18 protein-coding genes and 2 pseudogenes are annotated in these 20,608 nt (G+C 63.9%); 10 read left to right on the forward strand and 10 right to left on the reverse strand.

Annotated features, from left to right (window positions below):
* The first annotated feature begins 241 nt into the window (after positions 1 to 241).
* The 5 genes and pseudogenes from M2432_RS02460 (at position 242) to M2432_RS02475 (ending at position 4,894) form a co-directional block, all read left to right on the forward strand.
* Entirely contained in the window at positions 242 to 979 is a 738-nt protein-coding gene (locus M2432_RS02460) for a TetR/AcrR family transcriptional regulator (protein ID WP_280825298.1), read from the forward strand.
* A gap of 115 nt (positions 980 to 1,094) precedes the next feature.
* Positions 1,095 to 2,606 (forward strand): NAD(P)/FAD-dependent oxidoreductase, encoded by a 1,512-nt coding sequence (locus tag M2432_RS02465; RefSeq protein ID WP_280825140.1) that lies wholly within the window; start codon positions 1,095 to 1,097, stop codon positions 2,604 to 2,606.
* A 104-nt stretch (positions 2,607 to 2,710) separates the two neighbouring features.
* Entirely contained in the window at positions 2,711 to 3,685 is a 975-nt protein-coding gene (gene nrdF, locus M2432_RS02470; protein ID WP_280825141.1) for a class 1b ribonucleoside-diphosphate reductase subunit beta, read from the forward strand.
* A gap of 165 nt (positions 3,686 to 3,850) precedes the next feature.
* A pseudogene (locus M2432_RS27945) lies at positions 3,851 to 3,931 on the forward strand (molybdenum-binding protein); the annotation flags it as partial.
* A gap of 15 nt (positions 3,932 to 3,946) precedes the next feature.
* On the forward strand, positions 3,947 to 4,894 hold the full coding sequence (locus M2432_RS02475; protein ID WP_280825142.1) for a TIGR03619 family F420-dependent LLM class oxidoreductase: 948 nt from the start codon (positions 3,947 to 3,949) through the stop codon (positions 4,892 to 4,894).
* 10 nt (positions 4,895 to 4,904) lie between these two features.
* On the opposite strand, the gene M2432_RS02480 is transcribed toward M2432_RS02475, so the two are convergent.
* On the reverse strand, positions 4,905 to 6,362 hold the full coding sequence (locus M2432_RS02480) for a mechanosensitive ion channel family protein (protein WP_280825143.1): 1,458 nt from the start codon (positions 6,360 to 6,362) through the stop codon (positions 4,905 to 4,907).
* Positions 6,359 to 8,533: an adenylate/guanylate cyclase domain-containing protein gene (locus M2432_RS02485; protein ID WP_280825144.1), complete on the reverse strand. Its 2,175-nt coding sequence runs from the start codon at positions 8,531 to 8,533 to the stop codon at positions 6,359 to 6,361. Before M2432_RS02485 ends, M2432_RS02480 begins: the two co-directional genes overlap by 4 nt.
* A 95-nt stretch (positions 8,534 to 8,628) precedes the next feature.
* Here M2432_RS02485 and M2432_RS02490 point away from each other — a divergent pair.
* The 4 genes and pseudogenes from M2432_RS02490 to M2432_RS02505 form a co-directional block, all read left to right on the forward strand.
* Positions 8,629 to 8,805 (forward strand): annotated as a pseudogene (locus M2432_RS02490) (CbbQ/NirQ/NorQ C-terminal domain-containing protein); the annotation flags it as partial.
* An 82-nt stretch (positions 8,806 to 8,887) separates the two neighbouring features.
* Positions 8,888 to 10,231: a hypothetical protein gene (locus M2432_RS02495; RefSeq protein WP_280825145.1), complete on the forward strand. Its 1,344-nt coding sequence runs from the start codon at positions 8,888 to 8,890 to the stop codon at positions 10,229 to 10,231.
* Positions 10,228 to 11,646: an acyl-CoA reductase gene (locus M2432_RS02500; RefSeq protein WP_280825146.1), complete on the forward strand. Its 1,419-nt coding sequence runs from the start codon at positions 10,228 to 10,230 to the stop codon at positions 11,644 to 11,646. The genes M2432_RS02495 and M2432_RS02500 overlap by 4 nt, the downstream gene beginning before the upstream one ends.
* Positions 11,643 to 12,266 (forward strand): TetR/AcrR family transcriptional regulator, encoded by a 624-nt coding sequence (locus tag M2432_RS02505; protein ID WP_280825147.1) that lies wholly within the window; start codon positions 11,643 to 11,645, stop codon positions 12,264 to 12,266. The genes M2432_RS02500 and M2432_RS02505 overlap by 4 nt, the downstream gene beginning before the upstream one ends.
* Before the next feature lie 22 nt (positions 12,267 to 12,288).
* On the opposite strand, the gene M2432_RS02510 is transcribed toward M2432_RS02505, so the two are convergent.
* The 8 genes from M2432_RS02510 to M2432_RS02545 all read right to left on the reverse strand — a co-directional run bounded on the left by M2432_RS02510 (position 12,289) and on the right by M2432_RS02545 (position 18,680).
* The gene (locus M2432_RS02510; protein ID WP_280825148.1) at positions 12,289 to 13,179 is read right to left on the reverse strand and encodes an NAD(P)-dependent oxidoreductase; all 891 of its coding nucleotides are present in this window, start codon (positions 13,177 to 13,179) and stop codon (positions 12,289 to 12,291) included.
* On the reverse strand, positions 13,176 to 13,571 hold the full coding sequence (locus M2432_RS02515; RefSeq protein ID WP_280825149.1) for a carboxymuconolactone decarboxylase family protein: 396 nt from the start codon (positions 13,569 to 13,571) through the stop codon (positions 13,176 to 13,178). Before M2432_RS02515 ends, M2432_RS02510 begins: the two co-directional genes overlap by 4 nt.
* A gap of 125 nt (positions 13,572 to 13,696) precedes the next feature.
* Positions 13,697 to 15,121 carry an aldehyde dehydrogenase family protein gene (locus M2432_RS02520; RefSeq protein WP_280825150.1) on the reverse strand — a complete coding sequence of 475 codons (1,425 nt, stop codon included), beginning with the start codon at positions 15,119 to 15,121 and terminating at the stop codon, positions 13,697 to 13,699.
* Between the two features lie 264 nt (positions 15,122 to 15,385).
* Positions 15,386 to 15,544, reverse strand: a complete 159-nt coding sequence (locus M2432_RS02525) for a hypothetical protein (RefSeq protein WP_280825151.1) — start codon at positions 15,542 to 15,544, stop codon at positions 15,386 to 15,388.
* A gap of 172 nt (positions 15,545 to 15,716) precedes the next feature.
* Positions 15,717 to 15,911, reverse strand: coding sequence for a hypothetical protein (locus tag M2432_RS02530; RefSeq protein ID WP_280825152.1), 195 nt, complete (start codon positions 15,909 to 15,911; stop codon positions 15,717 to 15,719).
* Between the two features lie 128 nt (positions 15,912 to 16,039).
* Positions 16,040 to 17,089, reverse strand: coding sequence for an NAD(P)-dependent alcohol dehydrogenase (locus M2432_RS02535; protein ID WP_280825153.1), 1,050 nt, complete (start codon positions 17,087 to 17,089; stop codon positions 16,040 to 16,042).
* Between the two features lie 176 nt (positions 17,090 to 17,265).
* The gene (locus M2432_RS02540; protein WP_280825154.1) at positions 17,266 to 17,541 is read right to left on the reverse strand and encodes a YciI family protein; all 276 of its coding nucleotides are present in this window, start codon (positions 17,539 to 17,541) and stop codon (positions 17,266 to 17,268) included.
* An 11-nt stretch (positions 17,542 to 17,552) separates the two neighbouring features.
* Positions 17,553 to 18,680 (reverse strand): iron-siderophore ABC transporter substrate-binding protein, encoded by a 1,128-nt coding sequence (locus tag M2432_RS02545; protein WP_280825155.1) that lies wholly within the window; start codon positions 18,678 to 18,680, stop codon positions 17,553 to 17,555.
* 200 nt (positions 18,681 to 18,880) lie between these two features.
* Here M2432_RS02545 and ctaD point away from each other — a divergent pair, with 200 nt between their 5' ends.
* Entirely contained in the window at positions 18,881 to 20,578 is a 1,698-nt protein-coding gene (ctaD, locus tag M2432_RS02550) for a cytochrome c oxidase subunit I (protein WP_280825156.1), read from the forward strand.
* Positions 20,579 to 20,608 lie beyond the last annotated feature (30 nt).

Here is a 20,608-nt window from a genome sequence, read left to right on the forward strand (position 1 = left end):
AGCGGGGCGCTTTCGCGGCCGATCGTACGCGCGCAGCCTGTCCCCGTCCTGTTGGTTGTCGGTGCGCCGCAGTCGCCTGTTCCGAACGTGGTGCGGCACACCATTGGTATGGGCAGGTCAGAACTGGCTGGCCCGGTAGAGTGGCCTGGTGCGCAGGCCATCACTTCCACGTTCCGGCATCCAGGCCGGGGTGAAGGTCCCTGGCGTGCCGAGCGTGAAAGTCCCCTCGGTCACCGTCCAGGTGACGGTCTCGACCGACAACGCCTCCACTCAGAAGGTCGACGCGCGCAGTGAGCGGTGGCGAGAACACCGCAAGAAGGTCCGCGAAGAGATCGTCGACGCTGCTTTCCGGGCCATAGACCGCCTCGGTCCCAACGTGAGCGTGCGGGAGATCGCCGAAGAGGCGGGTACCGCGAAGCCGAAGATCTATCGGCACTTCACCGACAAGTCCGACATGTTCGCTCAGATCGGCGAGCGGATGCGGGACATGTTGTGGGCGGCCATAATTCCGTCGATCGACATTGAGAGTGATTCGACCGGAGACGTCATCGGCCGGGCGGTCGACCACTATGTGGACTTGGTCGACCAGCATCCGAACGTGGTGCGCTTCCTGCTGCAGGGTCGCTTCGCTGATCAGTCCGCCGCAGCGATGACCACGGTCAACCGGGGCCGCGACATCACCCTGGCCATCGCCGCCATGGTCAGCGGCGAACTCAAGGACATGGAACTCGATTCCGCCGTCTTCGAGCTGGCGGCCTTCACACTGTTCGGCGCGGCCGCCTCGGCGACCGACTGGTGGCTGGGCGGCAACGAAGACAGCCCGCGCCGGCTACCCCGCGAGGAGTTCGTCTCGCATATGACCACCATCATGATGGGCGCCATCAACGGCACCGCTGAGTTGCTGGGCGTCGCCTTCGATCCCGAGCTTCCGGTGCACAACGCGGTTCGGCGGCAGAACTCCGCCGATCAGTTGGCGTGAGCTACCTGAGCCTTCCTTATTCACCTAGTGTGACCTGGGGCGTTGACACCTGGGCTGCGCTGCGTCGAGACTGTAAAAGTATCCGGTACCGCCGTTCCCGGGAAAGGGCTGATTCATGACGGTCTCCGAGCAGTCTCGCGACGTTGAGGTTCACAGCCATCCCATCGTCACCCGCGCTCTGATCATCGGGACGGGCTTCTCAGGCCTGGGTATGGGCATCGCCTTGAAAAAGCAGGGCTTCGCAGACACCGATTTCCTGATCCTGGAAAAGGCCGACGAGATCGGCGGTACCTGGCGGGACAACACCTACCCGGGGTGTGCCTGCGACATCCCGTCGCACATGTACTCGTTCTCCTTCGAACCAAAGGCCGACTGGGCTTACATGTGGTCCTTTCAGCCGGAAATCCAGGACTACCTGTTAGGCGTGACGGAAAAGCACGGGCTGCGTCGCAACATCCAGTTCAACACCAAGGTCGACCGCGCGCATTGGGATGAGCAGGAGCGGCGCTGGCACGTCTTCGACACCGAGGGCCGGGAGTACATCGCACAGTTCGTGGTGTCCGGCGCCGGCGGCCTGCACATTCCGTCCATCCCGGCTGTCCCGGGTAGCGACGAATTTGCCGGTGCCACATTCCATTCCGCGCAGTGGGACCACAGCATCGACCTCACCGGCAAGCGCGTCGCGGTGATCGGGACCGGCGCCAGCGCCATCCAGATCGTGCCCGCGATCGTCGACCAGGTCGCTGGGTTGGACCTGTACCAACGGACCCCGGCGTGGGTTATGCCGCGGCCCAACAACGCATTTCCCGATTGGCTGCGCAATATCTTCAGCACCGTGCCGGGCGCCCGCGCACTGATGCGGGCCGGCATCTACTGGATTCACGAGGGCGTCGGATTCGCGATGACCAAGGAGCCGCGGCTGCTCAAAATCGGTGAGCTGCTGGGCAAATGGAATATCAACCGCAGCATCAAAGACCCCGAGCTGCGTCGCAAACTGACCCCGAATTACGTGGCCGGCTGCAAGCGAATCCTGAACTCGGACACCTACTACAGCGGGATTGCCAACCCCAAGACGCAGGTGGTCACCGAGGGCATCGAGCGGATGACCGCGAACGGGATCGTCACCCGCGACGGCGTCGAGCATCCGGTCGATGTGGTGGTCTGGTGCACCGGATTTCACGTCACCGATTCCTACACCTACATCGACATCAAGGGTCAAGCCGGAGAAGACCTGGTCGACCGGTGGAACCGCGAGGGCATGGCCGCCCATCGTGGGATCGCGGTCGCCGGCATGCCGAACCTGTTCTTCCTACTGGGACCGAACACCGCACTTGGGCACAACTCGGTGGTCTTCATGATCGAGTCGCAAATCCGCTACGTGGCCCAGGCAATCGCCGCAGCTGACAAGGCGGGTGCAGCCGCGCTCGCCCCGAGCCGGCGGGTGCAGGACGAGTACAACGCCGAACTCCAGCGCGACCTTGCCGGAACGGTGTGGAGCACCGGCGGCTGCAAGAGCTGGTACACCGACGAACACGGCGTCAACCGCACTCTATGGAGCGGCATGACCTGGCAGTACTGGTTGGCCACCCGCAAGTTCCGGGCGACCGAGTACGAATTCATCCGCTGACCGGCGCGACACGACATGTGGTGTGCGCATCCGCACAGTGGTCCCAGGGGTAGTGTCGATGGTGCCGGTTCGGCAAACACACTTCCAGCTGAAACGAGGTCACGGTGTCTGAAGGTATGAAGCTCATTGACCGGGCCTCGGCGATCAACTGGAACCGCGTTCAAGACGAGAAGGACGCCGAGGTCTGGGACCGCCTGACCGGTAATTTCTGGTTGCCGGAGAAGGTTCCGGTGTCCAATGACATCCCGTCGTGGGGCACCCTGACCGCCGGCGAAAAGCAGCTCACCATGCGGGTTTTCACCGGACTGACCCTGCTGGACACCATCCAGGGCACGGTCGGTGCGGTGAGCTTGATCCCCGATGCGCTCACCCCGCACGAGCAGGCCGTCTACACCAACATCGCGTTCATGGAGTCGGTGCACGCCAAGAGCTACAGCAACATCTTCTCGACGCTGTGCTCGACGGTGGAGATCGACGAGGCGTTCCGCTGGTCGGAGGAGAATCCGAACTTGCAGCGCAAGGCCGAGATCGTGATGAAGTACTACCGGGGTGACGAGCCACTCAAGCGCAAGGTGGCTTCGACCCTGCTGGAGAGCTTCCTGTTCTACTCGGGCTTCTACCTGCCGATGTACTGGTCTTCGCGGGCCAAGCTGACCAACACCGCTGACATGATCCGGTTGATCATTCGCGACGAGGCAGTGCACGGCTACTACATCGGCTACAAGTACCAGCGCGGCCTGGCCGCTGTGGATGAAGCCAAGCGGCAAGAGCTCAAGGACTACACCTATGAGCTGTTGTTCGAGCTCTACGACAACGAGGTGGAGTACACCCAGGACCTGTACGACCAGGTTGGGCTGACCGAGGACGTCAAGAAGTTCTTGCGGTACAACGCAAACAAGGCGCTGATGAACCTCGGTTACGAGGCGCTGTTCCCGCGCGACGAGACCGACGTGAACCCGGCGATCCTTTCGGCACTGTCACCTAATGCCGACGAGAACCACGACTTCTTCTCGGGTTCGGGTTCGTCCTACGTGATCGGCAAGGCCGTCAACACCGAAGACGAGGACTGGGACTTCTGAAGCCGCAGTTCAAGCGTCATTAACTCACTTCGGCCCAATCGTCCGAAGCGCGGCAGCAGAGCAACGGTGTAGCGCGTGCCCGTTGAAACCGCCGACAAGTGAGCGCTTCGGTACGTGATTCCGTTAGGTTGCTGGTGATGATCGCCAACGAGGAGTCTGACTGATATGTGCTTGTCGACCCGTAAGCAACCCACCGGCACGATCGCCGAGGTCCATCTGGGAACCGTGATGGCCGCGGTCAGAGTGCTGAGTCGGTAGGACATGGAGCGCAGTGCGGCCAGGGCGCCCGAACTCACACTGTATTTGGGGACATACACCGATGGGCCTTCCCACGACTGGCGGGCGATGCTCGAGATGGCCCGGGCGATGGATGCGGCCGGGGTGGACCGCCTCGTGGTGTCTGACCATGTCGTGTTCGGTGAGAACTTGGATGCCTACGGCGATCCGTCGATCGGAGGCCAGACGGGCGGGCGGCAGCCGACGGGGCCGGACGGAAGCTGGCTCGAACCACTGACGGTGCTGACGGCGATCGCCGCCACGACGACCCGCATCCGGCTGGGTACCGCGGTACTGCTGGCCGCGTTGCGGCGCCCCGCGGTCCTGGCCAAGCAACTGGCCACCTTGGATGTGTTGTCGGTAGGACGGGTGGACTTGGGGGTCGGAGTCGGTTGGCAGCGTGAAGAATACGAAGCCGTCGGACTGTCGTTCGAGGACCGCGGACGCCTGCTCGACCACACGCTCGAGGTGTGCCAGACGTTATGGACACAGCAGCGGGCGTCCTATCAGTCCCCGGAGTTGACGTTTGACGGCATTCACCAGATGCCCAAGCCGGTGCAGCCCGGAGGTGTGCCGGTGTGGATCAGCGGCACGGTGAACAATGCCGTTGCGCGCAGGATTGCCCGCTTCGGCAGTGGCTGGATTCCGTGGGGCCCGGCATACGCTGACATCGCCAGCTCGGTCGCAGTGATGAAAGACAAAGTGCTCGCGTTCGGCGGCGACCCTACCGATCTGCAAGTTCAGGGCATCGCGCGCGTCGTCAACGGTCGCGATGGATCTATGGACCTCGCGGCAACGGCAGCTGAGATACCAGCGCTCGTCGCGGCCGGGGTCACCGATGTCCGGTTCCCGGCGTCGTTCTCTTTCGATCGCGATGACGCAGTCGAGGTCCTGTCATCCCTCGTCGCGGCTTTTCGCGACGTGACGTGCTGAGGCGCCGTGCCTAATCGCGTAAGCCCGGGCTCATCACCGGCCGTGGCGTCGGGCGGTCGACGGCGTCGGGTTGCGGGCCCGACTTGACGGCCTCCTGAATCTCGGCGCGGCGTTCGTCGATGAGGCGGCCGAATTCGCGTGACAGCAGAGGTCTTTCGGTCAGCAGCGACTGGATTTGATCGTGCTCGATCTGCAGCAGCGTGACTTCGTCAAGTGCGTGCGCGGTGGCGAGGTTGGACTGGTGGGTAAAGGCCGCCACCCCGAGGATGGCGCCCTCGTCGAGGGTACGCACCACAATGGGGGACCCGTCATCGGCGGGCACCGTCAACCGCACCCGACCTGAGACCACCAACCCGATGGTGGCGGGGACCTCGCCGGGTGCCTGGACGATTTCGCCGGTGCTGTATCGGAGAAGGCGTGAGTAGGACATCAGCGAGCGTTGATCGGGGTGGCTCAGCCGGAGCGCGGGGGCTGCGACGGCGCGTAGCGCCTGTTCGAGGCGTTTGGGGGTGGAGTATTCGTCGCCTGCGCCGTCGAGGTGCAGTTTCTCGCGGCGGGCCGCGTACCAGATCCATCGGAGGAACACAGCCTGGGCCGCATTGTCGTCGGCGGGGGATTTCAGCCCGATGGTGGTGCGGTACTGGTTGGCGCCGATGGCCACGGCAGTGGGTTCGACGTCGGGTTTACGTTGCGGCAGCGCAGTGGCCGCCCGGACGAGGGTTGCGCACACCTGATCAGGTGAGTCCGATGCAGCGAAGGTCGTGGTGACCGACGTCGTATGGGTGCCGGGCAGGCGGCTCAGATTGGTGAAGGACGTGCCGGCCAGCACCGAGTTCGGGGTGACTTGCAGGCCCGTGCTGGTTTCGATGTGGACTGCGCGCCAGTTCACCTCTACTACGCGGCCCCGGGCTGCCGTGGTGTCCAGCCAGTCGCCCATCCGGAACGGCTGCTCGAACAACATGAACAGTCCGGACATGATCTGGCCGACGGACTGTTGAAGCAAGAGGCCGATGACCACGGAGCTCACCCCGACTGCGGTGAACACTCCTTTGATGTTGGCTCCCCAGATGTAGCGGCTGATCACCGCCAACCCCACGGCGATCAACATCAGTCGCGCCACGTCGATGAAGATCCGCGGTACGCGGTTTCGCCACGTCCCTTCCGGGGCAGCCGCGAATACGGTGTTGCTCAGGCCGGACAGCACCAGCAATAGGGCCACGAAAACCAGCGCGGTTGCCACGATCCGCAGGGGTACGTCGTCGGCCGGGACGACGGCGACCTTGACCATGACCAGCAGCACAGCCGCCAGCGGCAGCAGATAGGTGCGTAGCAGCATCACGGGTTTGGCCAGCGGGCTTTGTCGACGTACCAGCGCCCGGTGCAATTCGGTCAGCGCTATCAGTGTGGCGGGCAGCCCAATGGCGATGGCTGCCACCCAGGAGAACCAGGTGTAACCCGTCGGGCTCATGGCTTACCGCCGCGCCCCGACAGTTGCCAGATCGGCACCTGCGTGTCGCCGACGGCCAGATGACCGGCGGGTGTGAAGCGATGGGTGTCGCGTACGGCTTCGTAGACTCGCCCAGTGATGTAGATACCTGGTTGGGGGCCACCAGCCTGGACTTGGTAGGCCAAATCGACTGCGCTGCCCCACATGTCGTAGATCATGCTGGTGCCGCCCACCAGACCACTGGTGACGGTGCCGGTGTCGATTCCGGCCCGAAAACGCAGGTGGTAGTCGTTCTCGGTGTTGAAGCGGTCGACGATGCGTTGCATTTCGATGGCGAACGCGACTGTACGGTCGATGTTGTCCAGTCGTGGGACGTTCAGCCCGCAGCTGGCCGTGTACCCGTTGCGCAGGATTCTGACTTGTTCGACGCCGCCCCGCTCGGCGGCGTCGTTGAACTGGCGTACCAATTCGTTGACAACGGTCATGAATTCGTCGGGCGGCAGCTCGTCGGACAGCGTGTCCAATCCATCGATGTCGGCGAAGATCACTGCGACGTCCTGGTGATCCTGACTGGTGTCCTCGCCCCGGCGGTAACGCTCGGCGATCGATTCGGGCATCAGTGACCGCAGCAACTGCGCGTTCTCTTCGCGCTGGCGGCGCAGCAGGTCGTCCTTGATGCCCAGCTGGCGGCTCATGTCATTGAAGGTTCTCGTCAGGTCAGCGAACTCGTCTCTGCCGCGTACCGGTATGGCCGCGTCGTAGTCGCCTCGGCTGACTTTCAGGGCTCCGGCCTCAAGGTTGCGGATAGGCCGGACGAACAACTGAGCCAGCGCCATCGCGGCGAGGCAGTCGAGGATCACGATCACCGTCACGGCCAACCCCAAGGTCCTGGTGAAGACCCGTTCAGGCGCGAACGCCTCGGCGGTGTCGATCTTGGCCACGACCGACCACGTCACATCCGAGCCTATCTGCACAGGTGCGTAGGCCTGCAGTGTTTCGTTCCCGAGGTAGTCGGTGGCGACCTGCACCCCTGACTGGCCACGCTGCGCCGCGTGGGTCACGTCGCTGCCGACCGGCTGCACCAGCGTTGTACCGCCGAGGCGGATTGCCTTCTGAACAACAGTGGCTGGGGTCCCGGCGGCGATGGCTTTCTTTTGGTACAACTCCGGGTTCTCCAGAAACAGCCGAGAATCTGACCGCATGAGACCGTCGGGCCCCGCCAGGTAGGTCTCGCCGGTGGCTCCGAGCCCGTTGTCTTCCCAGCGGCGGTCCAGGGTCATCAGTTTGTTCAGCCCGGTGATCGGGAACTGTAGTGCCAGCACTCCCAGCGTGTGGTTGCCTGCCACCACCGGGGCTGCCATCCACGCGACCGGCCGGTCCCCGGCCGGGTGATATGGCTGAAAGTCGGTGACGGCGACGTACCCGACTTGGTCGCCAACGATCGCCTTGTCGTAGACATGGCGGAGGTTGCTTTGTTCGTAAGGCCCGTTCAGGACGTTGGTTCCCAGGTCCGCCCCCTTGTTCGCCGAATACACGACGTTGCCGGCGGTGTCGAGAATCAACGCATCGCCATAACCGAACAGACCCACGATCTGGTGGAAGAAGCTGTCGTAGCGAGCGGCTGCGGCGGCCCAGGCGCTGGTGTCTGGAGATGGAGGGGGCGACCCGGGCGGTTGTGCGGCTGCGACCGTGTAACGGGCTTGGAGGTACTTCGCCGCATTCGAGGTCGGTAAGAGCACGTCGAGATTGAGTTTGGCTCCGGTAGTTCGTTCAATCGGCGTGATCAGGTTGTCGGTGTAGTAGTTGACGAGCGCCCGTTGCTGGTCGGGATCGACCGGGACGGCATTCAATTCGTTGAATGCGAGGGTGAAGGTCTGCAGCGCATCGGACATCGCTGGTCCGCTGGTGTAGACCAGCAGCGCCTTCTTCAAGTCGGCGATTTGGGCCGTCAACTGTCGCGACTGCGTCTCGCGAATCTGGGTCAGCCGGTCGAAGGCTGCGTTGCGCAAAGACGTTCGTCCAGATTGGTACCCGATGAGCCCGATAATCCCGGCCGAGATGATGCTGGCGGCCAAGAGCATCGCGATGAGCTTCGATTGGATGCTGAACCGGCCGCGCACCCGTCGCCGTACCGGCGCTTCGGGCTCTGGTGTATCGCTTGCCTCAGGCCGGCTATCGGTAGATGTCGTCATGACCGTTCCTCGGGTGCAGGGTGAAGCGTGGGCTTCGAGCCGTCGGTTAGTACACCACGACAAGCCACGTCCGACACGGCATCGCGGCTGGCTTGCCTTCCACGCGTGTGCTGCTCACTGCTGCCCAACCCATCGCGGTCGGCGCCGATGGACTTGCGGCAGCCGAAGCCTGCATCCCCGAAGCGCTGAGTACCGCCGGTGCCAGCACCGACGGTCTACGAGAAACCGTGGCGGCGAGCCTGTTCACCACCGGATCCACGGGACTTCGGTAGCCGAACGGTATATAAGTATACGTATACGTTTACTTATTGTGGCGGGCCCGACAGTTGACCCGCGCCCACCGAGGAGGAGCAAATGAGTTCAGCGATCGAGCGGCTGATGGCGCTCAACGGGGCGACGGACTGCTACGACATCGCGCCCGGCGACCTGTTGGCTGATCAGATTGCCGCGGCGGGTGAACGGCTGGAAAGCCAGGCGAGTTCGATTGGACTGCTGCGCAACCGGATCGAATCCGGAGGCATCAGCGCGATCACCACACCTGCTGATCTGGTGCCGTTGCTTTTCGCTCACACCACGTACAAGAGCTATTCGGAAGGTTGGCTCACCGGCGAGGACTGGGCGCGGATGGGCCGCTGGCTCAACACCGTGTCGACCCGACCGGTGGAGGACATCAGCTATGCGGGAGTGTCGAGTTTGGACGGCTGGATCGACCGAGTGCAGAGCATCGGGCACTACCTGTCTTGCTCGAGCGGTACCACCGGCAAGCCGGCCATCCTCAGCGGAACCGAAGGCGATATCGACTTCTCCGCCAAAGCCAATGCCGCGGCCATCGTTTGGGCACTGGGCCTCAAGCCCGATCCGGAGCGCAAGTTCTTCGGCGTCGGCCCGCAGTTCGCCGCGCCACGGGAGAACGCGATCAAGGACGCGCTGATCGCCGCCATCGCCCCGGACGTGCCGGCGTACCAGTTCGGTTCGGCGCCCATCACTGTCGGCGGCATGGTCGAGATGATCGTGTTGCGCCGCAAGATCTCCGACGGCACAGCCAAACCGTCGGAGATCGCCGAATTCGAGAAGATCGCCGCCGAGCGCGGCGCGGAGATGACTGCGGCCTCCGACGACACGATCAACGCGCTGATCGAGGCCCGCAACCGCCCGATCATGGTCAGCGGGATGTTCGGTCAGCTCCATCCGATCGCCGAGGGTGTACGGGCAAAAGGATTCAGCGGCAACGATTTTGCTGCGGGCAACTCCATGTTCGTCGCCGGCGGCCTCAAAGGTGCTGTGCTACCTGAGAATTACCGCGAGTACATCCTGGAGACGTTCAACGTCACCGAGGAACGGATGGCGCACATCTACAGCATGCGGGAGATCAACTCCACGTTCCCGCTCTGTGAAGCGGGCCGCTACCACGTCTCGCCGTGGGTGATCGCGCTACCGCTCGATGTCAGCGGAGAACAACTTCTCGACGCCGGAAGCGGTGAGATCGAAGCCCGCGCCGCATTCATGGACCTCTCGATCGAGGGCCGCTGGGGCGGAATCATCAGCGGCGACAAGGTCGGCATCAGCTTCGGCAAATGCGCCTGCGGGCACCAGGGGCCGACGGTGGCGCGGGACATTCTGCGCTTCGCCGACCTTCCCGACGGCGACAAGATCAGCTGCGCCGGAAGCATCGACGCCTACGTGCGGGGTGTGTCATGAGTTCTGCTGCTGAACAGACCTTTTCGGCGCCGCACTTCATCCGGGGGCACCTGGTCGAAGGGGATCAGGTTCGACACCGGTCACGCGATCTGGGTGCGGATTTCACCACGCCGGCCATGGATCTGGATGCCATCGTGACACCGCGTTCACAGCTGCCGCCGCTTCTGGACACCAAGCTCGACGAGATCATCGACTTCCTCGTCGAGGTCGGCGAACGCCTGCACCTGGACTGCAATCCCTATCTGCAGGAATGTCTCGAGCGCATCGCCGCCACCAACCCGTTGCCGCGCCGCGTGGTGGAGAACCTCTACCGCGAAGCACCGCTTTACCTGAGTCGCCCACTGTTGGAGAGCATGGTGGAGTCCAACTTCGCCAACCGCGACGCGCTCGACGGCTGGGTCCAGAAAACCGACCTGTTCGGTAGCAAGCTGGCCATCCGCGCCTTCCCACCGCGGATCGTGCACATGCTCGCCGGTAACGCCCCGGCCGGTTGCGTGGCGTCGATAGCTCAGGGTGCAATCATCAAGGCAGTCAACCTGTTCAAGATGCCCTCGAGCGACCCATTCACCACGGTCGCGGTGCTGCGCACCATGGCCGACATCGATCCGGCGCACCCGCTGGTGCAGTCGATGACGGCGGTGTACTGGCAGGGCGGCGATGAAGCCATCGAGCGCACGCTCTACCGGCCGCAGTATTTCGACAAGATCGTCGCCTGGGGCGGCGGTCCAGCGATCAACAATGTCATCCGCTACCTCGGACCGGGCATCCAACTGGTGTCATTCGACCCGAAGTCCTCCATCTCCATGATCGGGCGCGAGGCGTTCGTATCGGAACAAACCATGGACGAAGTCGCCGAGAAGTTGGCCCTGGATACCACGGTGTTCAACCAGGAAGCCTGTCTGGCAAGCCGATTCGTGTTCGCCGAAGGCGACCGCGCCCAACTGGAGGCGTTCTGCGCGAAGCTTGTGCAACGCCTTGGCGTTGACCGCACCTACGCGTCGGCCAAAGCGATGCCGCTGCCGGCCGAGGTTCGCGACGAAGTCGAAATCATGTCGGCCATGGGCGAACTCAAATCCTGGGGCACCTTCGACGGTAAGGGATTGGTGATCCTGTCTGAGGAGCCGGTCAACTTCCACCCGTCCAACAAGACCTCCAACGTCGTGATGGTCGACTCCCTCGAGGACGCGGTCAAGTACGTCAACGTGGCGACCCAAACCGTCGGCGTGTACCCGTATGAGCGCAAGGCGCTATTGCGCGACCGGATGGCAGCCGCCGGCGCCCAACGCCTGTGCCGCCTGGGGACCGCCAACGCCCACGCGCTCGGCAGTCCGCACGATGCGATGTATCCGCTGCAGCGCCTGGTGCATTGGATGGCCGATGATGACGTGGACCTCGATCGACCGGCGGGTCCGTGACGACCCGACGTGGCCGGCCGACACAGGCCGAAGCGAAGAAGCTCGACCTTGCCGTGCGCAAGGCCGCGGTTGCGACGTTCGTCGAGCACGGCTACGACGGTGCCACGATGGAAGCCATCGCAACGGCCGCCGGGATCACCAAACGCTCGCTGTATGCCCGCTACCCGGACAAACGATCGGTCTTCGTCGACGTGATCCCTTGGGCGCTATCGCGTTTCGAAGACGACGGGTCGTCGACGATTTTGGAGGAGGAGGACCTGCAGACGGCGCTGTTCGCCGTCGGCCGGGTGTCACTGAAGCGGGCGGTCGATCCACAAGCGGTGCGGCTCAAGCGGATTGCGATGAACGAGATCGGCCGCTTCCCGGAGTTCTCGGTCACCTCCGAGTCGATGATGTGGTCGGGTCGTCAGCGCATGCTGACCGAGCTGCTACGCCGCCACGAAGCCAAAGGCGCCATCAAGGTCGATGACATCGAGTTGGCCGCAGAGCATTTCCTGGCGATGGTCGAGGCGATGCCCGGCCGGTTCGCTGACTTCGCTATCTACCGCAGCGCCAAAGAGAACGAGCGCCACTTGCAACAGGCTGTCAAGCTCTTCTTGAATGGCATACTCGTTCGCTGACGCCGGTGGCCGCAGTGGGCGCCTAGGAGCGGCCGTCGACGATGACCCCGGCGGCCGATTCGATCGGTTTGATCACTGTGGTGAAATCCGATTCAGCGCCTTGTTCACGCAGCGTCGTCTCCCATTGTTCGGCAATGGCTGCGGCGATGGGACTCGGCGTCTGCAACCGCATGGCTTCGTCGAGATAGAGCCGGACGTCTTTGACCATCAGTCCGGTGGCGAAGCCGTAGTCGAAAGTCCTTGGCAGCACAGCGCGAGGGAACTTGTCCCGACTGGCGTGGGTACCACCGGAGCCCGCGTTGAGCACGTCGATCATCACCTGGGGGTCCAGGCCCGCCTTGACGCCCATCACGACGACTTCGGCGGTCGCCGCCAGCGCTGTCGCCGCCATGAGGTTATTGACCAGCTTCATGGTCTGACCGGCACCAGGCTTGTCGCTGACATAGAAGGGACGGCCCAGCGTTTCCAGTATGGGCTCGACCGTGTCGAAGTCGGCCTGGGGTCCCGACACCATGATGGCCAGGGTGCCGTTGGTCGCTCCGGTGACGCCGCCGCTGACCGGAGCGTCCCAGGTCGCGATACCCTGGCTGGTCAGCGCGGCGTTGATACGTTGCGCCACTTCACTTCCCACGGTGGACAGGTCGATGAACCGCTGCACCCGACTGCCCTCGACAACGCCGTGTTCACCGGTGGCAACGTCGATGGACGCCTGCAGCGACGGCAGGCTGGCGAGCACCGTTTCCGCCCGGTCGGCGACATCCTTGGCCGACGTCGCCGCGTGTGCCCCCAACTCGATGGCCTGCTCGACGACGTCCGGGCGGGTGTCAAAGACGGTCACCTCGAAACCGGCATCGATGAGCCGTGCGGCCATGGGAAACCCCATGTGCCCGAGGCCGATGAAACCGATCGTCACGGTGCATCCTGTCCGAGGGCGCCGGCTTCGGTGAGGGTCTCGCGGGCGATGCGGAAACTGTCTACCGCGGCGGGTATTCCGGCATACACACCGACCTGAAGCAGGACTTCGCGGATCTCCTCAACACTGACGCCATTGTTTAGTGCACCGCGCAAGTGCGTGCGTAATTCGTTGGGCCGGTTGAGAACCGAGAGCATTGCGATGTTGAGCATGCTGCGTGTCTTGAGTGGCAGTTCCTCCCGGCCCCACACTGCACCCCAGCAGTACTCGGTGACCAAGTCCTGCAGTGGCTGATTGAAATCATCAACGTTGGCCGTAGCCTTCGCCACGTACTGTTCGCCGAGGACCGTAGTGCGGATCTGCCGGCCCTTGTCGTATGTCTGTTGATCCATGGCTTCTTCCGTATGTTCTTTAACCGCTTGATTTCATTGGAATCCCGTTGGCATCAGTGTGGGCTATCACGGTCTGCCTTTCCGGTCCATTGGCGAAGTGGTTGCTTGGTCGGCCGCGGTCGCGACTAGAGGGCCACCACGACGGTCTTGGTCGCGGTGACGGCATCGAGGGCCTCATAACCCTTTTCGCGGCCATAGCCTGATTTCTTGAACCCGCCGAAGGGCAATTCGACGCCGCCGCCCGCGCCGTAGGTGTTCACATAGACCTGCCCGGCGACAAGGTCCGCAGCCAGTCGGTGGGCGCGGGACAGGTCGCGCGTCCACACCGCGGCCAGCAGCGCGTAGTCGGTGCCGTTGGCCAGCGCGAGAGCCTCGTCTTCATCGTCGAAGGTGTTGACGGTGATCACCGGCCCGAAGATTTCTTCCTGCGCGATCGGTGCGGTCGGATCGACCCCATTGATGAGAGTAGGGGAGAAGTAGCTGCCGCCGGCCAGCTTGTCATCGACGGGTACTGTTCCACCACAGAGGATTTCACCACTCGTGCAGTCATGTAGGAACTGTTGCACCCGGGCCTGTTGTTTGTGGGAGATCAGCGGTCCAAGATCGAGATCGTCGAGGCCGGGACCGATGCGAACCCGGCTGAACCGGTCGATGACCATTGCGACGAGTTCGTCGTGGACAGCCGCATGCACCAGCAGGCGCGAACCTGCAGAGCACGTCTGCCCGGCGTTCTGCAGGATTGCTTTGCAGATGAAATCCGCCGCGCGGGTCAGGTCTGCATCTGGAAAGACGAGCTGGGGTGACTTGCCGCCCAACTCCAACACGGCCGGTACCACGCGGTCGGCCGCCGCGTGCGCGATTTGTGAACCGACCTGGGTGGAGCCGACGAAACCGATGGCGGCCACACCCTGATGTGCCGCCAGCGCCGCGCCGGCTTCGGCGCCGATGCCGGTTACCACGTTGAACACCCCGGCCGGTAAGCCGGCGTCGACCGCTAATCGGGCGAATTCCACTGCGGTGCGCGGTGTTTCATCGGCAGGTTTGACCACGGTGGCGTTGCCGGTGGCGATTGCCGGTGCTACCGCGCGCGACAGCAACTGCATCGGATAGTTCCACGCGACAACGTGACCGGTGACCCCCAGCGGCTCGCGCCGCGTGTACACATGCAAGTCAGGGGTAAGCGGGATCGACTGCCCGTAATAGGTGTCGATCGCGTGGGCGTAGAAACGGAAATACCGGGCCGCGACGACGGCGTCGCTGCGGGCCTGGCTCAAGGGCTTGCCGGTGTCCTCGGATTCCAGCCGGGCAAGGTGTTCGCGGTGCTGGTCGATCCGGTCGGCGATCGCGCTCAGAATGGTCGAGCGCTCAGCCGGCGCGGTCCGCTGCCAGCCGCGCAGGGCCGCCTGTGCGGCCTGCGCCGCCTGGTCGACCTCGTCGGCACCGCCGCGACCGACCGGGCCCAACGTCTCACCAGTCGACGGGTTGATGTTGTCGTAGCTCGATGGCGAGGTGACGGTATGCCCGTCGATGTACGACTGGGTTACCGCCACGGCGACTCCACGTTGGAGGTATGTCGCTGGATGACATCGATTCTCCGAGAGACGATCTCGCCCTCCTTCGGATCAGATGCATGGGCAACGGGGCGCATTTGCGGATGCGTCCACCACCTCATAAGTACCCCTGAACGTATACTTTGTCAAAGCTCCCTCTGCCGCAGCGTCGCCACGGCCCGCATCAGTAGTTCACATGTGGGCCACCCAGTCGACTTTGGAGGCTGCTCAACGAGCCGCACACGTCGGGATTCGGCGGTAGCCTTAGGCCCGACGCGTCGAGGACAGGATGACCATGGTGGTAGCCACATTGCACGCACGTCTTTTCGCGGTCGGCGCGCTGTGCGCGGTGGCATTGACGAGTGGAGCTCCAGCGGCGTTGGCGGACAACACGATCGTGTGCGAACCGGGGCAGATTGTCATTGACGGTCAGTGCTCCTCTCCGCCCCAGCAGGGCAGCGGACATTCGGCCGATACGGGTGGTAGCGGTGCTGGGGCGGGTGGCCAAAGCGGTGGCGCCGGCCACGGGCACTGAACGAGTGCATCTTTCAGCGAACTCCCAGTCGCCTTCGGGCGCTGATCGGGCAATCCCGGTTCAGTCGAAGTTTGACCCCCGGTTACCGACATAGGCACTCAGCGTTGCGTCGTCGGAGCGCAGTACATCGACCTGTTCACCGCCGTCGCACTGGAACAGTCCGATGGTCACGTCGTGCCCGCGGCGCCCGATGACCCGCCACAAGCCGCCCGCTAGCTCCCAGCGTCGCAGGACTTCGATCGGATCGTCGGCCACACAACGATTGTTCCGGATGTTGGTGGGGTGCTTGATGCCGTGCGGTAACGCAATTGGCGGCCGTCAGGTCAGCACCGGAAAGCCCGGGCCGACCCGACGGCCGCCAATATTGTTGAACGCCAGTCGAATCAGATGGTCGAGGCGTCGATCACAAACCGGTACCGCACATCACTGGCGACCACCCGCTCATACGCCTCATTGACGTAGGAGGCTTCGATGACCTCGATCTCCGGGGTCACGTCATGCTCGGCGCAGAAGTCCAGCATCTCCTGGGTCTCCGGGATGCCGCCGATCATGGAGCCCGAGATGCTGCGGCGCCCGCCGGCCAACGGGAAGGCCGGAACCTCGAGCGGGTGCTCGGGGATGCCCAGCTCGACCAGGGTGCCGTCGACCTTCAGCAGTCCCAGATAGGCGCCCATCGGGAGGTTGGCTGAGACGGTGTTGAGGATCAGGTCGAACTTGCCCGCGAGCTTGGTGAAGGTGTCCCGGTCGGAGGTGGCGTAGTACTCGTCTGCGCCGAGGCTCAGGCCGTCTTCCATCTTTTTCAGCGACTGGCTCAGCACCGTGACATGTGCACCCATCGCGTGGGCCAGCTTGACGCCCATGTGGCCGAGCCCGCCCAGGCCGATGATCGCGACCTGCTTGCCGGGGCCGGCGTTCCAGTGCCGCAGCGGCGAGAACAGGGTGATGCCGGCGCACAGCAGGGGAGCGGCCTTGTCCAGCGGGATGCTGTCCGGGATGCGCAGCACGTAGTTCTCGTCGACGACGATGGCGGTGCTGTAACCGCCGAAGGTCGGGGTGCCATCGCGTTCGGTGGAGTTGTAGGTGCCGTGCATGCCGAAGTCGCCGGTGCAGTACTGCTGCAGACCGGCCTGGCAGTTGTCGCATTCGCGGCAGGAGTCGATGAAGCAGCCCACGCCGACGTGGTCGCCGACCTTGTACTTGGTCACCTCCGAGCCGACCGCGGTGACCACACCGGCGATCTCATGGCCGGGTACTACGGGGTAGTTGGCGGGACCCCACTCGGACTTGACGGTGTGGATGTCGGAATGACAGATACCTGCGAACTTGATGTTGAAGGCGACGTCATGCGGACCGACCTCGCGGCGCTCGATGGTGGTCTTGGTCAGCGGGCTGGTCGCTGACGTCGCGGCGTAGGCGGAAACGGTGGTCGTCATAGCTTTGGTGTCCTCTTGGTTCTCTTCTTGCGTGGAGAATTGCGCGTTCGCTCGCCAAAAACATTAGCGAAGTTAATGAACTGGGCGCGACGTTGCCCGTGAACAATCAACAGCGAATCGGCCCGAACTAGTCCCGGGTTCCGTTGTGACTGGCTGTGAAGTGGCTCCGATTCAGCTCACAGGCCGGCAGCACGGAAACCGGCGTTGAAGCTGACCCGCTGGTAGCTGGCCACCCCGGCTGCAACGTACGGATCGCTCGCGGTCAGCGCGTCGGCCTCCGCAACGGACATGTCCGAGGCGATGAGCACCGCGCCGCCCTGCGATTCCAACCGGCCGGCCAGCAGAATCCGGCCTTTGTCGACCAGGTTGCCGAGCCATTCCAGATGCGCGGGACGCGCTTGGTCGACGACCTCGAGAGGCTGGGTGTAGGTGATATTCAGGACGTGAAACACGAGTGTTGAGACTAGTTGATCGGCGCGTTCAGCCAATGCAGGTCATCGAGCATGCCGCGGGCCGCGACGATGCCCTGGCCGCTCTGCCACACCTCGTTGTTCACCACGAACACCCGGTTGTCCCGGGTGGCGGCCAGCTTCTTCCAGGCCGGGCTGTCCAGCAGTGCCTCGCCCCGATCCTTGGCGGCGGGCGAGTCGAACGACATGTAGACGATGTCGCCGTCAGCAGTTGAAAAATCGGTGCCGGGACCCACCTTCGAGATGTCGATCTCGTGATAGGGCTTGTCGGTAAACCGTTGGGGCGCAGGGCGATCCGCCTTTAGCGCGGCCAGTACACTGCCGGTGAAGTTGTTCACACCCCAGACCCGCATGGTGCTGTCGGTCAGCTGGACCACTGACACCTGGAAATGGTTCGCGTCGTTCTGGGCGCTGACTTTGGTGGCGTCAGCGTTGAACCCGTCGATCAGGGCGCCGGCCGCCCCGTTGCGGCCGGTGGCCGCGCCCACAGTCCGCAGGTTGTCCTGCCACTGCGCTCCGGCAGGCCCGGTGAACACCGTCGGCGCGATCGCCGACAACGCGCCGAAGGCGTCGGGTGTCAGTGCCGCAGAACCGAGGATCAGATCCGGGTTGGTGGCCTTGATGGCCGCGGTGTCAGGAGTTTCGCGCGAGCCGACGACCGGCACATTGTGCACGACGGTGCCCAGATAGGAAGGCTGAGCCGCGGCGCCCTTGGGTACGGCCGCGGCGACGACGCGCGACTGCAGTCCGAGTGCACACAGCGTGTCCAGGGCATCGGCGGAGAGCGCGACAATCCGCTGCGGGTCGGCCTTCACTTCGGTGGTCCCGGCGGTATGGTGCACCTCCCGGGTGGTCGGACCGCCAGCGGCTGAGCCGCTAATCAGGTCGGGGTCGAGCGCCGCCGGGTCCGGAGCACACGAGTCATCGGGCCGGCGCTGATTACCGAGGACGCCCGCAGTGGCGATCTGGGTGATGCTGGTGATCGGTGCCGCGCCCTTGGAGGACGCACTGTCGGGGTCGCCCGAGCAACCGGTGAGCACCGTTACGGCGACTGCGGCCATGACCGCGGCGCCCGACGCGACAAGCCGGATGCGAGGGGTGCGAGAGGGCGGAAACTGCACGTCGCCGACGGTAACATTCGCGGCCCGTGGATAGCTCGAGGCGCCGTGGCGGCCGTCGGTTATTCCGGTGAACCCCACCAATTACGACAGTTTGTAGGACCCTCGCCGCGTCGCGTGCCGATGGAGGATAAGATCACCGCATACAGCAGTCGGGATGCCCCGAATGCCCGAATATTCGTGCAGAACATTTGGAGGAACTGGTGGTAGCCGAAGCGCCCCCAATTGGAGAACTCGAGGCACGGCGTCCCTTCCCGGAGCGGATGGGCCCCAAGGGCAATCTGATCTACAACCTGGTGACCACCACCGATCACAAGCTGATCGGCATCATGTACTGCGTCGCCTGCTTCATCTTCTTCTTCATCGGCGGCTTGATGGCGCTGTTCATGCGCACCGAGCTGGCCATGCCGGGGCTGCAGTTCCTGTCCAACGAGCAGTTCAACCAGCTGTTCACCATGCACGGCACAGTGATGCTGCTGTTCTACGCCACCCCGATCGTGTTCGGCTTCGCCAACCTGGTCCTGCCGCTGCAGATCGGTGCACCGGACGTCGCGTTCCCGCGACTGAACGCGTTCTCGTTCTGGCTGTTCCTGTTCGGCGCGACCATCGCCCTCGCGGGCTTCATCACCCCCGGTGGCGCGGCTGACTTCGGCTGGACCGCCTACTCGCCGCTGACCGACGCGATCCACTCGCCGGGTGCCGGCGGTGACCTGTGGATCGTCGGCTTGGCCGTCGGTGGTCTGGGCACCATCCTCGGTGGCGTCAACATGATCACCACGGTGGTCTGCATGCGTGCCCCGGGCATGACCATGTTCCGGATGCCGATCTTCACCTGGAACATCATGGTGACCTCGATCCTGGTGCTGCTGGCCTTCCCGCTGCTGACCGCGGCGCTGTTCGGCCTGGCCGCCGACCGTCACCTCGGTGCGCACATCTACGACCCGGCCAACGGCGGCGTCCTGCTGTGGCAGCACCTGTTCTGGTTCTTCGGGCACCCCGAGGTGTACATCATCGCGCTGCCGTTCTTCGGCATCGTGACGGAGATCTTCCCGGTGTTCAGCCGCAAGCCGGTCTTCGGTTACACCACTCTGATCTACGCCACCATCAGTATCGCCGCCCTGTCGGTCGCGGTGTGGGCGCACCACATGTACGCCACCGGCGCAGTGCTGCTGCCGTTCTTCTCCTTCATGACGTTCCTGATCGCGGTCCCCACCGGTATCAAGTTCTTCAACTGGATCGGCACCATGTGGAAGGGGCAGTTGACCTTCGAGACACCCATGCTGTTCTCGGTGGGCTTCCTGATCACCTTCCTGCTCGGTGGTCTGTCGGGTGTGCTGCTGGCCAGCCCGCCGCTGGACTTCCACGTGACGGACAGCTACTTCGTCATCGCGCACTTCCACTACGTGCTCTTCGGCACCATCGTGTTCGCCACCTACGCAGGCATCTACTTCTGGTTCCCGAAGATGACCGGCCGGTTGCTGGACGAGCGCCTGGGCAAGCTGCACTTCTGGCTGACCTTCATCGGTTTCCACACCACCTTCCTGGTGCAGCACTGGCTGGGTGACCAGGGCATGCCGCGTCGGTACGCGGACTACCTGGAGTCCGACGGCTTCACCACACTGAACGTCATCTCCACCATCGGCGCCTTCATCCTGGGTCTGTCCACGCTGCCGTTCGTCTGGAACGTGTTCAAGAGCTGGCGTTACGGCGAGCCGGTCGTGGTCGATGACCCGTGGGGCTACGGCAACTCCCTGGAGTGGGCCACCAGCTGCCCGCCGCCGCGGCACAACTTCACCGAGTTGCCCCGGATCCGTTCGGAGCGCCCGGCGTTCGAGCTGCACTACCCGCACATGGTCGAGCGGATGCGCAACGAAGCGCACGTCGGCCGGTCGCACCACTAACAAATCAGCCGATCCGCCCGTGCCCTGTGC

Source organism: Mycobacterium sp. OTB74 (assembly GCF_029892685.1).
In the GTDB taxonomy this organism is placed as follows: Bacteria; Actinomycetota; Actinomycetes; order Mycobacteriales; family Mycobacteriaceae; genus Mycobacterium.